This is a genomic window from Corallococcus llansteffanensis (genome assembly GCF_003612055.1).
Lineage (GTDB): Bacteria > Myxococcota > Myxococcia > Myxococcales > Myxococcaceae > Corallococcus > Corallococcus llansteffanensis.
Map to the genome: position 1 here is coordinate 18,903 of NZ_RAWB01000035.1, position 13,837 is coordinate 32,739.

Sequence of the window (13,837 nt, forward strand, 5' to 3'; positions counted from 1 at the left end):
CACGCTTCTTCAGTCGCGCAGGTAGTGGCAGGTGTAGCCGCCCGGGTTCTTCACCAGGTAGTCCTGGTGGTAGCCCTCGGCGGGGGTCCACTCGCCCGCGGGGGCGATCTGCGTGACGACGGGGCGGGGCCACTTGCCCGACGCATTGACGCGGGCCTTCACTGCCTCCGCCGTCTTCTTCTGTGCGTCCGACAGGTAGAACAGCGCGGAGCGGTACTGCGAGCCCACATCGTTGCCCTGACGGTTGAGCGTCGTCGGGTCGTGCATGCGGAAGAACCACTTCTCCAGCAGCCCCTCGTACGTCAGCAGCTTCGGGTTGAAGACGACGCGCACGGCCTCCGCGTGGCCTGTCGTTCCCAGGTGCACGTCCTCGTAGGTGGGGTGCTCGGAGTCCTTCGAGCCGCCCGTGTAGCCAACCTCCGTCTCGATGACGCCCGGGATCTTGCGCAGGATGTCCTCCATGCCCCAGAAGCACCCGCCCGCCAGGTACGCCGTCTCCGTGGTGGCCTCCGGCTTCGGGGCCGCGCGACCGAAGGCGGGCAGCCACGCCCCGTAGCCCTTCGCGGCCAGCTCGCCCACGGGGATGAAGCGCAGCGACGCGGAGTTGATGCAGTAGCGCAGGCCCGTGGGCTCCGGCCCGTCCTCGAAGACGTGGCCCAGGTGCGAGTCGCCGTCCTTGGAGCGCACCTCCACGCGCACCATGCCCAGGCTCGCGTCGCGCTTCTCGACGACGTGCTCCTTGTCGAGCGGCTTCGTGAAGCTGGGCCAGCCGGTGCCGGACTCGAACTTGTCGCGCGAGGAGAAGAGGGGCTCGCCGCTGACCACGTCGACGTAGAGGCCTTCTTCGTGATGGTTCCAGAAGGCGTTGCGGAAGGGCGGCTCGGTGCCCTCCTTCTGGGTCACCTGGTAGACGTTGGGCGGCAGGGTGCGGCGCAGCTCCTCGTCGGATGGCCTCGTGAACTTGCGGCCGTCCTTGGCCGGGGCGGCCGTGGCTGTGGCGGCCGTCGTGCCTGGGGGAGCGCCGCGAGCCTCGGTGCACGCGCTCAACACCGCGACCAGGGCCAGCGCGACGGGCCACAGCCGGCGTGCCACCGACGGCGGGGCAGGGTGGGAGACTGCACGGGCGGACGACATGGACTCGGGCCTCCGGACGCGCCCGGGGTGGACGCTCCTGTTGGGTACGCGGGACCCCCGGGTGCGGTTTCAGGGATTGTTGACTCCTGGCGCACACCGGGCGGCCGGACGGGCCGTCCTGCGCCCTCCCGGAGCCCCGGGCAGTGGCCGGAATGCCAGCCCGGCGCTACGTTTGGGCCGCAAGGGAAGGGGAGCCGATGAGCCAGGGACGTGGGCCGAAAGGTCCAATCGGACGGGTGACGGGCATCTCGCGGGCCGAGGGCGCCAGCGTCGTCCTGCGCATCCGGGCCCTCCAGCGGGTGGAGGGCGCCGCGGCCATCTCCGCCAACAGCACCCCTCGGCGCTCGTTCGCGGAGGTGATGGAGCGCCACGCCCAGGGACTCAACTGGTCGGAGCCCCTGCCGCTGCCCGTGCCTCCCAGGGCCCTGCCGCCGCCCGTGCGCGGCCACGAGGACGCGGAGTTGATGACCGCAGAGCCCGCACCGGACACCTTCGTCGGCCTGATGTGGTCGAAGCTGAAGCGCTCCCGCTGAGGCCTCCCGATGGCGAGCCCGCGCCGGACACTTTCGTCGGCCTGATGTGGCCTCAGCCGAAGCGCTCCTGCTGAGGCCTCCCGATGGCGAGTCCGCGCCGGACACCTTCGTCGGCCTGATGTGGTCGAAGCTGAAGCGCTCCCGCTGAGGTCGCCCGATGGCGGGCCCGCGCCGGACACCTTCGTCAGCCTGCTGTGGCCTTCGCCGAAGCGCTCCGCTGAGGCCTCCCGATGGCGGGCCCGCGCTGGACACCTTCGTCAGCCTGCTGTGGCCTCAGCCGAAGCGCTCACGTAGCGGACCTGGCCTGGCCGTATCACCCGCACCCCACCGCGAAGCCTGACAGGCGAGCGGTCACGACCCTGCGGGTACGAGGTACGCTGCCTGGCCTTCATGACCGCCTCGTCCGAACCCCCGCTGCCTGCTGCCCGCCACGCGCTAGTGGTGACCACGTCGGACCGGGTGGACGCGTCGCTCGCACAGCACGCACGCGAGGCAGCGGAAGCCGTGGGCGTGCCGTATGTGGAGCGCCACCACAAGCTGCCCCTGAAGAAGCTGCTCACCGACACCGCGGACGCGCTCATCGTCTTCGAGTCCACCGCCGTGTCGTTGGTGGACGCCGAAGGGTCGCTGCGCTTCTCTCCGGGGCTTGCGCACCTGCGCGTGAAGCAGCTGGACGCGGGCGTACCGGAGGACATGCTGCTGCGCATCGCGGAGCTGCGCGAAGGGGAGCGCGTGCTGGACTGCACGCTGGGCCTGGGCGCGGATGCCCAGGTGGCGGCGAGGCTGGTGGGGCCTTCGGGCCGTGTCGTTGCGCTGGAGAAGAGCCCCGCGCTCTACCTCCTGGTCCACCATGGGCTGGAGGGCCTGCCGCGCCATCCCGCGTCCTGCGCGGTGGAGGTGGTGCACGCGGACGCGGCCGAACACCTGCGCACGCTGCCGGACGGCGCGTTCGACGTGGTGCTCTTCGATCCGATGTTCGAGAAGGAGCGCAAGTCCTCCGTCGCGTTCGAGACCCTGCGCCGCCACGCGGACTACGCGCCGCTGACGCGCGACACGGTGGAGGAGGCCCAGCGGGTCGCGCGCCGCGCGGTGGTGCTCAAGGGCTCGCGCTACTCCCGCGACTTCAAGAAGCTGGGCATCACCCCGGAGCCCGCCCGGCCCAACGCCACCGTGCTCTGGGCGAAGTTGCCGGGGCGGGGGAGCTCCCTCAGGCGCGCCTGAAGGCGCTCGCGTCGGGCAGGCCGCTGCCGCCCAGGTCCGCGCCCATCGCGGTGAGGATGCCGGAGTAGATGTCCGGCTCGTTGGAGGTGAGCTTCCCCGGCTGGGCCACTCCGGTGCGCGCGTCGAAGCCGTAGGTGAGCGTGGTGTTGGGGTCCACGCCGCCCAGCACGGTGTTGCCCTTCACCATGGGGGACAGCAGCAGGAAGCCGTTGTTCAGGTCGTGGCCCGAACCGAACTCCGTGGCGTTGGCGGGGCGGGGACGGGTGCGGCCGAACTCCGTGGCCACGTAGATCATCGTGCGGTCCCACATGGACTCGCCGGTGCTCGCGTCGAACGGCTCCGCCTTGAGCAGGGTGATGAGCGAGTCCACCGCGCCCAGGATGCGCGCCCACATGAAGGCCTGGCCGCCCCGGTGGTCGTTGTGGCTGATGTCGAACGCGAGCGGCGGGTTGGCGATGCCGTTGGCGCCGCCCACCGCGACGTTGAAGTCGGGCCCGAGCGTCACCGACACCGACACCCGGTACTTGAGCAACAGGAACGCGAGCGCGGCCTGTCCCTCCACGGGGTCGGTGAAGAACGCGGGGAAGGCGGCGCGCAGCCGCGCCCCGTCCGGCGAGCTGTCCAGCCCGTACTGCGCCAGGGGAATCTGCGGCGGCGCGTTGGGCAGGATGTTGAGCCGGGTGATGAGGTCCATGCCCTCCAGCTTCGGCTGCTGCACGGTGCGCTGCTCGTTCCAGCGCTTGAGGGCCGCGCTGTCCTGGAAGGTGCGGCCGAAGATGGACTTCCGGTCCAGGGCGTCGCGCGTGGAGCGCGCCAGCGCGATGACGTCCTTCGACGGTGCGTTGGCGATGCCGCGCGAGCCGTCCAGGCCCAGGGGCCACAGGGACGGGTTGACCACCGTTTCCCCGAAGCAGGCCAGGGGCAGGCTGTCGTCGGTGCCGCGCTCGGCGTAACCGCCAGTGCCCATGTTGACGTTGGGCAGGGGCATGCTGGCGCCCCACTGGAGCGCGACGGCCTCCTGGAGCGTGCGGCCCCGCCAGGCGGCGTTGCCCGTGAGCGAGCGCTTCTGGGCGATGCCGTGGTTCACCGACGTGCCCACGGAGGTGGCCACCAGCATCTCGTTCATGTGCTTCTTCACGAACGCGAGCTGATCGGTGTTGACCGGGATGGGGATGCTGCCCAGGCGCGTGTTGTTGTACTTCACCGCACGGAAGGGGCTGCCCGTGACGGACTGCACCTGCGCGTCCGGGAAGGTGTTGAGCGCGCCCGCGTTGGAGGACTCGGACTGGCGCACCGCGAGGAAGCTGTCGACGATGGACGCGCCTCCCGCCGCCCCGATGACGATGAGGAACTTCGGCTTGCCGTCGAGCGCGTCGCGCTTGCGGCCCAGCTTCTCCAGGGCCTCGGGCGTCTCCAGTGATTCACGGCAGCCGGAGAGGAGGGGACCGAGGGTGGCGGAGCCCGCCGCGCAGAGCGACAGCGCCCGCAGCATCTCCCGACGCGACAGCCGACCGGTGTGTTTGAGGGTCATGGACGGGGTTCCTCAGTAGAAGACGGCTTCGGCGGAAGAGAAGACGGCGAGACACGAGGCCTGCATCCAGGCGATGCCCGGGTTGGGCGTGCCGGTGGCCTCCACGTCGCGCGCCAGCTGCACCAGCGTGTCGCGCTCCTCCTGGGTCGGGTCGCGCAGCCACGCGCGCCGCACCAGCGAGGTCAGGGCCGTGGCCACCGCGGGGCTCGCGGCGTCGTTGAGCTTCCCGTTCGTGAGCGCGACGTCCTTGAACACCACCGCGGTGGCAGGCGTCTTCACGTCCAGCGCGATGCGGGCGTTGCAGGCGGAGAGCACGGTGCGCTCCACCGCGAGCGGCGTGGCGGCGCCCGTCACGGGGGCCGTCTCGTAGACGCTGTGCTGGTACGGATCCACGCCGCCCAGGGACACGCCGTGCACGCCCAGGCACGGGTACTGGCCCAGCTCGTTGCACACGGCCGCCGCGGGCAACTCCAGCGCCTGGGCCAGGTCCAGGGTGAGGCGCTCGGGGCCCTTGAAGCGCAGGTTGCCCTTCTGGGACTTCGCGACGCCGCCGTCGTAGGCGGGAGTCACCCCGGGGCCGGCGCCGGGGCCCAGGTCGATGGCGGTGGGCGGCTTGTCGGAGCAGCCCGTGAGGAGGAAACAGGCGAGCAGCAGGCGTTCAGGGCGCACCGTAGGCCTCCGTGAGGATGAGGTCATGAAGCATCTTCTGCACGCGGTAGCCGTGCGTGGTGCGGAAGGCCTGCCACGTGCGGACGAACTCCTCGTTCTCCTCGGGCGTGGGCGGGTGGCCGATGAGCAGCTTCCAGTAGTCGGTGACGGTGGAGATGGCGAAGGCGTCGCTGTTGGAGGCGACCTGCGCCCACTCCAGGAGGTTGTTCACCGGCTGGCCCAGGATGACGCCCTTCTCCGGCGTCTGGGACAGGGTGGCCGCGTCGTTGGGGAACAGCAGCTCCAGGCGGTTGGGCAGGTAGCGGTTGGACAGCGCACCGCTGATGCCGTTGTAGTTGCGGTACGGATACGACAGCGGGTCGAGCGTCGCGTGGCACGCCGCGCACTGCTCGGCCTTCACGCCCTTGGCGTCGTAGTCGCGGGGCTCGCTGGCGACGCTGTGCAGGCCCTCCTGCTTCGCGATGTCCAGGCCCAGGTACGCGCGGTACATCTGCGAGGCGGCGTTGCGCGGCAGCGCGGTGAACATGACGAACGCGGTGAGCGTCCACGCGCTCGTCATGTTGCCGGCGCGGTGCGCCGCGTCCACCGTCTGGGAGGACGTGGAGGTGGCGGACGTGTACGTGGTGGGGTTCGAGCCGGAGCGCTTCACGAAGAACTTCGCGGTGAGCACGTCGCGCGCGTCGTGGTCGTCCGTCTGGGACCAGGCGAAGAGGGCGTAGTCGTCGTAGTAGTCGGCCAGGGGAATCTGGCCCGCGTCCTCGCCGGACTTGATGGAGCCGACGGGGCGGATTTTCGGGTGCGCGACCTTCCAGAGCTGCCCGTGCTTGCCGCGCCAGAAGTCGCTCTTGAGGCAGCGGTCCAGCTCCTGGTCGATGAAGGCGCGCTTCGGCTCGTCGCCGCCCAGCTCCAGGAACGTCTGGACCTGCACGTAGGTGGGGGACACGCCGCAGAAGTCGCTCAAGAGCCGGCGGTAAACGAAGCGCGGGTCGTACTGGCAGACCTTGAACTGGGGGTTCTCCCCGCCGCCGCAGATGCCGCTGGGCGGGACGCTGGTGACGTCACCGGGCAGGGAGCCCTGCTCGATCTCGAACTGGTTGGGGGCCTTGTCGCCGTCGGTGTCCTCATTGGCGATGGCGCGAAGCGCGGCGGGCAGCCCGAGCGCGAAGTCCTCGTCGGAGAGGGGACGCGGCTTGCCGGGCGCGAGCGATGCCTCCAGCGCCGTGCCGAAGGCGTTCCGCTGGGGCGGGGCGACGTGGCAGTAGGTGCAGGCGGGCTGGGTGCCCTGGCACGCGGGCGCGGAGGGGTACTCGGCGCAGAAGGTGCCGGGGCCGGGGGGTTTGGCCCCGGCGGGGGTCGCGACCCCCAGCAGCAGTCCGAGCACCAGCCAGCGGCTCGGGGTTACAGGTCGTGGGGGCACGCGGGCTCCGGAAACGGGGACAGGTCCTCAAGTACGGACACACCAACCCCTGGAATCAGAAACGGTTTCGGAGATTCGTGCGAGTGGGGAACTGTCGGACCTTCACCGCTCGAAGAGGGTCCGCGACGGTTGCCCTCCGCCCCGCTCCTCGACGCGGAGCACGCACGCCTGCAGGGCCGGGACGGAGTGCTGCACGGTCAGCTCGACGACGGGCTCCTTGCGTTTGCGCTTCTGGTCCCACTCCGCGAAGGGGTAGGTGGACAGGGGCAGGAAGGTGGCCGGTCCGCGGGGTTGAGGAAAGGGCTTCGTGGCACCGCTGTTGATGGGGGACAGGCGCACCTGGGCTTCGTACCGGGACAGCAGGCAGGCGGTGTCCAGGGTGAGCACCGTCTGGCGTCGGTCCCGGTAGGCGCGTGCCTCCAGCAGCGTGTCGAGCCGGCGGGAGTCCAGCCAGAAGAACACCTGGGCATTGAGGAGCCGATACCAGGCCGTGGGCGTCAGGCCTCCTCCCAGACAGCGCGACAGCCCCTTGTCATCCATGGGCTTCTGGTCCCGGATGACGGCCCACCCGTGACGGGCGTGTTGAAGCCTCACGGACTCGGGACGGTGACAGGCTTCGAGTGCTTCGCGCGGCCTCCCGCGAACCTCGAAGAGGTCCAGCAGCGCGGAGGTGCTCAACAGGCCATGTCGCTCGATGCTCGGCCAGCTGCCGGCTTCCGCCATGTGGAAGAGCCGGGGAAACCGTTCGGCGAGCGCCTTCGCGGTGATGCCCATCACCAGGTCCTCCGGTCGATGATGTTGCGGGCCTCGCAGCCCGTGGAGATGAGCGACACGGGCGCGCCCGCGACACGTTCGATCTCCTCGATGTAGCGGTGCGCCTCCTCGCTGAGCTGCTCGTAGCGGCGGGCCGCCCAGTTGTTCGCGGACAGGTAGTCCACGAACGTGAGCGCGATGTCGGTGGGCGCGTTGAGCGACGCGGCCTTGCGCAGCAGCACCCAGTCGAACTCGGCGACGCGCCGGGGACGGTTCGTCGTGGAGGTCCGCTCGGTCTTCTGCAGGTCCCCCAGCGGATGTCCCGAGCGGCGCGACACCTCCTCCCAGGTGATTTCATTCACCATGGGTCCGGACGTGGCGCCCTCAGGGCTCTGCACGCGGATGGGATGGGTGCGGCAGACCATGAGCGTCCGGCGCACCCGGCCCGGCGGGATGCCGGCCTCCGCCAGACACCCGCTCGCGGTCGTGTCGCGCGAGGTGACGTGGGGATAGTCGCCGTGGTGCAGGCTGAGTCCCATGCCCTGGGTGCCTTCGAGGAGCACGTGGTGTCCCCGGCTGAAGGCATCGTCCAGCACCTCCACGGTGGGCCGCAGGAAGGAGTGGAGTGTTGCCACGTCCTTCGCGAGGCGCACCGCGGGGGTGGCCGCGGTCCGGAGCACCTTCCTTGAGGTGGCGGAGCCCACGCCCTGCGCCGTCGAGCCGATCTGCTGCTTCAGGGACGCGCCCTCCATGAGGAGGTCCGCCTCCTCGATGATGACCGCCTGCGGGTCGATGAAGAGCCGCCCCTCGCGCAGCTCACAGTCCTCCAGCTCCTTGCGCAACCGCTCCAGGGACAGGGTCGTCCCAGGCCCCAGCACCACCTGCGCGCCCTTCGCCACCCGGGTTCCGGAGGGAAGCTGGTGGAAGGTGTAGACGCCGTCCTCCGCGTACACGCGGTGTCCCGCGTTCGGCCCGCCCACCCGGACGAGGACGTCGTAAGCGGGCGCGAGGTGCGCCGCGATGTGGCCCTTGCCCTCGCTGCCGTACTGCCCCCCGATGAGCACGTCCACCAGTCGCGCATCCGGACGCCCGAACAGCCCCAGCCGGCTGGCCACCCGCACCAGCACCGCGTCGGGCGGGGTCTGCTGCGTGTCCAGGACAAGCTCGGCGGGTGCCGCGAGTTGATCCACCGCGCGTTCGGTGGGGTGCGCACGGGCTTCTTCGAACGTGATGAGCTCCGTGTCCTTCTCCGCGCCCGCACGCCGGTGCGCGTAGCGCTTCGCCAGCTCCGCCTCCGGTGCATGCAGGTGCACGTGCAGGACCCGGGTGCGTGGACTCTTGCGCAGCCACTCCACCTGCGGCGCGATGCGCGCGGCATCCACCACCACGAGAAGGGAGCGGGGCTCGCGCGACTGGATCGCGGCGGCGACGTCGTCCGCCATCCAGCGTCCCTTCGTGTCCTCATCCAGCGCCGCGCCCAGCTCCTGGAGCGGGCGCCGGCCCTGGCCTTCGGTCGGGAAGCGTTCCCGGAGGAAGTCCCGGGTGCTGAGCACAAGCGCGCCGAACCGCTGCGCGAGCCGTTGCGCGAGGGTCGTCTTCCCCGCGCCGATGGGCCCCGACACCACCACCACCGTGACCGTCATGTTGGTTCCTCCGTGGAGAGGAGCCAACTTGGAGGCACGCGGCCAGGCTTTCCATACCCCGGAGGGGGGAGGGCGGAGCGCGGACTACCGCCGCTGCGAGACGCGCACCCAGTCCACTTCCATCGTCTGGGGCGTGTCGCGCACGAGGTCCGCGGTGGCCTGCGGCACGCCGAAGTACGGCTCCTTCGCGCCGTTGACGCCGGACGGATAGCTCCCGCCCACGGCGAAGTTGAAGATGATGAACAGCGGCTTGTCGAAGGCCCAGGCGCCGTGGCGCTCGACCTCCGCGCGCGTCGTCGTCTTCACCAACGCCCCATCGATGAACCACTTGATGTCCGTGGACGAGGACTCCACGCGGTACTCGTGCCAGTCGCTCACCGGCGTGCGCGGGTTGAACCGACCGTTGATGGGCGTGTTGCCGGAGTAGCCCGGGCCATGCAGCGCGACGGAGATCCAATCGCCGTAGCCGACGTTCTCCATGATGTCGAGCTCGCCACACCCCGGCCAACCCGCCGCGCGGATGTCACTGCCCAGCATCCAGAACGCGGGCCACAAGCCAATGCCCACCGGCAGCTTGATGCGCGCCTCGACGCGGCCATGGGTGAACTCCCGCTTGCCCGCGCTCTCCACGCGCCCTGACGTGAACGGGTAGCCATTGGCGGTCTGCAGGCGCGCGGTGAGCTTCAGCGTGCCGCCGCCCACGGACACGTTGTCGGGCGACGTCGTGTACTGCTGCTGCTCGTCGTTCACGTGCACGTCGGTCTGGATGATCCAGTTGGAGGCATCGACGCTGTCGCCGTCGAACTCATCGCTCCACACCTGGACCCAGTCATCCCCGGCGCGCTTCTCCGCGACCGGTGCTCCGGCGCAGGCCGTCAGCCCCAACACCAGCGCCCACGCTCCCACCTTCCTGCTCGGTCTCGATGTCATCGCTGTTCCTCGAAGATGAGGCCAAAGCCTACTGGAGCCGCCGTCGGTCCACGGGCTCGTTCGGGGGCTCGCCGCGATAGGGCACGGCGGGGGGCAGCAGCAGCGACTCGTGCAGCCGGCCCTCCACGTCCAGGGACATGTCCACCACGGGCTGGCGCACGGGCTCCACGCTGCCGTCCGCGTGGAGGAGCACGCCGCCACCATGCGGGATGCCGAGCCCCCGCGTGGGCAACCCCATCCGCCGCACCGCGAGCTTGAGTCCGGGCCAGTCCGCCGGCTCATGCACGCCGATGAGGTAGGGCGTGAGCCCCAGCACGGGGAAGGGCTCACCCTCGCCGGGAAGGTCCTCGCACCACGCGCCCAGCCCCAGGTGCATGGCGCCAGCGGACACGCCCATCAGCACCGCGCCCGCCTCGTGCCGCTCGCGCAGGAGGGCGTCCACCCCGTGCGCCTGGAACGCGTCCCAGCCCACGCGCGGGTCGCCGCCCGCGAGCAGGATGACGTCCGCGTCCTTCAGCCACTCCAGGTCCTGCGCGGAGGGCGCGGCCGGGATGCTCCGGCAGCGGGTGATGCCGATGCCCTCCATGGCCGCGGTGAAGATTTCGTAGAAGGCCGGCTCGTCGCCGTTGGACGCGCCCAGGTACGCCGCGCGCACGGGCGGCACGCGCAGGTCCGCCCCGGTGTGCACGCGCACGAAGTCCAGGAAGGGGCGCCCCTCCACGCGCCAGAACAGCGGGGAGCTGTCAGCCAGCAGGAGGAGGGGCGGAGGCGGCATGCGCGGAGACTACCGCCACTGATAGGCGCGCACCCAGTCCACTTCCATCGTCTGGGGCGTGTTGCGGATGAGGTCCACCGTGGACTGAGGCACGCCGTAATAGGGCGTCGTCGCGCCGTTCATGCCGAAGGGGTAGCCGCCGCCCACCGCGAGGTTGAGGATGATGTACAGCGGCTTGTCGTAGACCCACCGCCCGTAGCGCTCGACCTCGGTGCGCGGCGTCGTCTTCACGAGCGCCCCGTCGATGTACCACTTGATGTCCGTGGTCGAATATTCGGTGCGGTACACGTGCCAGGCGCTCACGCCGCCGGCCGGGTAGAAGCGGCCGTTGATGGGCGTGTTGCCGGAGTAGCCCGGGCCGTGCAGCGCCCCCGACGTCCAGTCGCCGTAGCCGACGTTCTCCATGATGTCGAGCTCGCCGCAGGCCGGCCAACCCACCGACCCGATGTCATTGCCGAGCATCCAGAACGCCGGCCACAGGCCCGCGCCCACCGGCATCTTGATGCGCGCCTCGATGCGGCCGTGGCTGAACTCCCGCTTGCCCGCGCTCTCCAACCGGCCGGAGGTGAACGGATAGCCATTGGCGGACTGCAGGCGCGCGGTGAGCTTCAGCGTGCCGTTGCTCACGGAGATGTTGCTGCTCGACGTCGTGTACTGCTGCTGCTCGTTGTTCACGTGCACGCCGGTGTTGGGCGCCCAGTTGGACGCGTTGACGGTGGTGCCGTCGAACTCGTCGCTCCAGATCTGCACCCAGCGGTCCGTGCCGCCGCCCACGATGCCGAAGGAGAAGGCCTCCCAGCAGCCGGCGGTGGCCTTGTTGGCGTACAGCGGCGCGGTGCCCGCCTGGTTCGCGTCCGCGGACACGAACTGGCCGGTGCTCTTCGCCTTCAGGCCCACGGTGCCGTCCGGGAAGGGCACCCAGGTGAAGCGCTCCCAGTCCCCCACCGCCGTGCGGAACCCGGTGACCTGTCCGCCCGCGTTCGGGTCGGCCGACACGTACAGGCCCGTCTCGCTCACGCGCAGGGAGATGAAGTCGTTGCCCGCGTCCGCCACCTGGAACTGCTCCCAGCCCTGCGCGCTGTCGCGGTTGGCGACCAGCGGCGCGGTGGTGCTGAGGTTGCGATCCGCCGACACGAACTTCTGCGTCGCGCACGCCTTGAGCCACACCGTCTGGCCCAGCGGTGCCTGCGTGGCCGCCTGCGCCTGGGTGTTCACCACTTCGGGCTGCACCGCTTCAGCGGTCTCCGGCGCGGGAGACCCGCCGCAGGCCGTAAGCCCCCACAGCAGCCCCAGCGTCCACACTCCCACCGTCTTCACCGCGCTCGTTGCCATCGTCATCCTCGAAGGGGACCCCGGGCCCGGAGCACTCCAGGCGTGGGGTTGGGTAGGTGCTGAAGGTTCGATTATCCTATTTTCCATGCAAAACAAACTTAACTGGAGCCTGGGGGCGCTGCTGGGAACGGCGCTCGCGGTGGTGCCTTCGGCGGTGCTCGCGGAGGGGCGTCCTTCGCTGGTGAACACGCGGATCGCGACGCCGTTCGGATCCAACGGTCACTCCTCGACGGTGGATGGCCGCATCTTCATTGGCAACATCCGCGAGGACGCGGCGACCACGACGACCACCTGGATTGCGCGGGTGTTCCGTCCGGAGGCGGTGACGTACGACGCTTCAGGCAGGCCGTCGTTCTCCACGGCCTTCTCGGCGGGGAAGACGGTGGACGTGCACAACGGGGAGAACGCGCTGGCGTTCTGCTTCCCCAACCCGGCGCAGCCCTACGCGCTCGCGAGCGGCGTGGCGGTGTACCAGCCGTTCCTCTTCGACTCGCAGATGTACAACGGGCCCAACCGCTTCCGGCGGCGCACGGTGGACGTGCGGGTGTCGCAGCCCTTCACGACGCAGGCGGAGGTCGCGTCCTTCAGCACTGGCGCGCTGGAGACGCTGACCACGGTGACGGGCGCGGGCATCTTCGGCATCGAGCCGACGATGACGTCCGACGGCCGGCTGCTCATCTTCCAGGGTGGGCCCGCGAACAACGGCGCCATCGACCACATGATGTACGCGTACAACCCCACGCCGTGCGCGGCCACGGGCTGGAGCAACCCGCGTCCGGTGTCGATGATGTTCAATGACGCGAACCCGGGCGTGAAGCGCTACCCGCTCGCGTGGAAGCGCCTGAAGGCGGCCACGGGCGAGGACTTCGGCGATACGACCTCCGGGGCCCTTGTCCGAGGCGCGTACGCCTGGGTGGACCACGAGGGGCGCAACCTCCTCTACATCGCCGTGACGTACACCGACGGCGCACGTCGCGAGGCGGTGAGCCTGGTGGGCGCGGACACGAACTGGACCGCGTACCACATCGACGGGGCCATCAACACGGACCGCCTGGACCTGGCGCACCTCTTCTATTCCGGACCGATGTGGAACTTCGAGCAGGAGCGGCTGCCATCGCAGAGCTTCCCGCAGGGCCAGAGCAACGAGGCGCACTACCTGCCGGTGACGAAGACGCACGACGTGCTGGCGCTCTTCGGCAGCAACACGGCGGACTACAACGAGGTGGACCTGGGCGAGCTGATGGATCCCTTCCACCTGCTCTTCCTGCCGATGAACGAGCTGGTCACCCGCGCGGGCGCGTATGACCTGACGCGCACGCCGGACCTGTCCGGGCGCTTCTTCACCGGCACGCTCCAGGGTGCGGCGTCCATCTCCCCGGGCAACGCGGTGACGCGCTCGGCGCCCACGGACTCGCTGTGGCAGCCGCACGGCAAGGGCAAGGCGCTGCTGGTGCCGGGGGGCAGCGCGCTCGCGGTGAACCTGACGGACGCCTCCGGTACGGTGCCCGGCGTGGGGGCCTTCGTGCGGGGCCTGTCGGTGGAGTTCGCGGTGCGGCCGGACGCGGACATCCAGCAGGGGTGCACCACCGGCAACCCGTACCGCTACCTGATGCAGAAGCAGGGCGGCCTGGACATCATCTACGAGGCCAGCAACCAGGTGCAGTTCTCGCTGGTGATCAACGGCCAGCGGGTGCGCCTGGGCGTCAGCCCCGCCCTGCCCGTGGGGCAGTGGAGCCACCTGGCCTATACCTGGGACGGCGTCACCGGTGTGTTCAACGAGTACCTCAACGGCGTGCCCACGAACCGCACGCTGCCGGTGGCGCCGGGGACGGCCCGGCTGGGCACGGGGACGCTGTTCATCGGCGCGGGCGCGAACCTGGATGCGCAGCGCTGCCCCGC

The 13,837-nt window shown here is 70.2% G+C and carries 12 protein-coding genes; 3 read left to right on the forward strand and 9 right to left on the reverse strand.

Features of this window, described 5'->3' with window-relative positions; genetic code table 11:
- Positions 1–9 precede the first annotated feature (9 nt).
- Positions 10–1,134: a bifunctional methionine sulfoxide reductase B/A protein gene (locus tag D7V93_RS05555; protein ID WP_120642371.1), complete on the reverse strand. Its 1,125-nt coding sequence runs from the start codon at positions 1,132–1,134 to the stop codon at positions 10–12.
- A gap of 236 nt (positions 1,135–1,370) precedes the next feature.
- On the opposite strand from D7V93_RS05555, the gene D7V93_RS05560 reads away from it, so the two are divergent.
- Together D7V93_RS05560 and D7V93_RS05565 are read left to right on the forward strand one after the other, a co-directional pair.
- Complete coding sequence (locus D7V93_RS05560; protein ID WP_120642372.1) at positions 1,371–1,667, forward strand: hypothetical protein; 297 nt, start codon at positions 1,371–1,373, stop codon at positions 1,665–1,667.
- A 390-nt stretch (positions 1,668–2,057) separates the two neighbouring features.
- On the forward strand, positions 2,058–2,888 hold the full coding sequence (locus D7V93_RS05565) for a class I SAM-dependent methyltransferase (protein WP_120642373.1): 831 nt from the start codon (positions 2,058–2,060) through the stop codon (positions 2,886–2,888).
- On the opposite strand, the gene D7V93_RS05570 is transcribed toward D7V93_RS05565, so the two are convergent.
- From D7V93_RS05570 to D7V93_RS05605, 8 genes are all read right to left on the reverse strand, one after another.
- Positions 2,875–4,419: a DUF1501 domain-containing protein gene (locus tag D7V93_RS05570; protein ID WP_120642374.1), complete on the reverse strand. Its 1,545-nt coding sequence runs from the start codon at positions 4,417–4,419 to the stop codon at positions 2,875–2,877. The genes D7V93_RS05565 and D7V93_RS05570 overlap by 14 nt on opposite strands.
- Before the next feature lie 12 nt (positions 4,420–4,431).
- Positions 4,432–5,088: a hypothetical protein gene (locus tag D7V93_RS05575; RefSeq protein WP_244237125.1), complete on the reverse strand. Its 657-nt coding sequence runs from the start codon at positions 5,086–5,088 to the stop codon at positions 4,432–4,434.
- Entirely contained in the window at positions 5,078–6,505 is a 1,428-nt protein-coding gene (locus D7V93_RS05580; protein ID WP_244237126.1) for a hypothetical protein, read from the reverse strand. The genes D7V93_RS05575 and D7V93_RS05580 overlap by 11 nt, the downstream gene beginning before the upstream one ends.
- 102 nt (positions 6,506–6,607) lie before the next feature.
- A complete protein-coding gene (locus tag D7V93_RS05585; protein WP_167509439.1) occupies positions 6,608–7,279 on the reverse strand; it encodes a DUF7002 family protein in 672 nt (223 codons plus the stop codon).
- Positions 7,279–8,901 (reverse strand): adenylosuccinate synthetase, encoded by a 1,623-nt coding sequence (locus D7V93_RS05590; protein ID WP_120642376.1) that lies wholly within the window; start codon positions 8,899–8,901, stop codon positions 7,279–7,281. Before D7V93_RS05590 ends, D7V93_RS05585 begins: the two co-directional genes overlap by 1 nt.
- 84 nt (positions 8,902–8,985) lie before the next feature.
- Complete coding sequence (locus D7V93_RS05595) at positions 8,986–9,831, reverse strand: glycoside hydrolase family 16 protein (protein WP_120642377.1); 846 nt, start codon at positions 9,829–9,831, stop codon at positions 8,986–8,988.
- A 28-nt stretch (positions 9,832–9,859) separates the two neighbouring features.
- Entirely contained in the window at positions 9,860–10,606 is a 747-nt protein-coding gene (locus D7V93_RS05600; protein WP_120642378.1) for a Type 1 glutamine amidotransferase-like domain-containing protein, read from the reverse strand.
- Between the two features lie 9 nt (positions 10,607–10,615).
- Positions 10,616–11,938: a family 16 glycosylhydrolase gene (locus D7V93_RS05605; protein WP_120642382.1), complete on the reverse strand. Its 1,323-nt coding sequence runs from the start codon at positions 11,936–11,938 to the stop codon at positions 10,616–10,618.
- A gap of 85 nt (positions 11,939–12,023) precedes the next feature.
- Here D7V93_RS05605 and D7V93_RS05610 point away from each other — a divergent pair.
- Positions 12,024–13,837: LamG-like jellyroll fold domain-containing protein (locus D7V93_RS05610; RefSeq protein WP_120642379.1), on the forward strand; the 1,814-nt coding region annotated here is incomplete at its 3' end.

Excerpts from the sequence above, each read along its gene's own strand:
- D7V93_RS05590 (WP_120642376.1), bottom strand. The coding sequence starts at position 8,901 with ATGACGGTCACGGTGGTGGTGGTGTCGGGGCCCATCGGCGCGGGGAAG.
- D7V93_RS05605 (WP_120642382.1), bottom strand. The coding sequence starts at position 11,938 with ATGGCAACGAGCGCGGTGAAGACGGTGGGAGTGTGGACGCTGGGGCTG.
- D7V93_RS05595 (WP_120642377.1), bottom strand. The coding sequence starts at position 9,831 with ATGACATCGAGACCGAGCAGGAAGGTGGGAGCGTGGGCGCTGGTGTTG.
- D7V93_RS05600 (WP_120642378.1), bottom strand. The coding sequence starts at position 10,606 with ATGCCGCCTCCGCCCCTCCTCCTGCTGGCTGACAGCTCCCCGCTGTTC.
- D7V93_RS05570 (WP_120642374.1), bottom strand. The coding sequence starts at position 4,419 with ATGACCCTCAAACACACCGGTCGGCTGTCGCGTCGGGAGATGCTGCGG.
- D7V93_RS05565 (WP_120642373.1), top strand. The coding sequence starts at position 2,058 with ATGACCGCCTCGTCCGAACCCCCGCTGCCTGCTGCCCGCCACGCGCTA.
- D7V93_RS05585 (WP_167509439.1), bottom strand. The coding sequence starts at position 7,279 with ATGGGCATCACCGCGAAGGCGCTCGCCGAACGGTTTCCCCGGCTCTTC.
- D7V93_RS05555 (WP_120642371.1), bottom strand. The coding sequence starts at position 1,134 with ATGTCGTCCGCCCGTGCAGTCTCCCACCCTGCCCCGCCGTCGGTGGCA.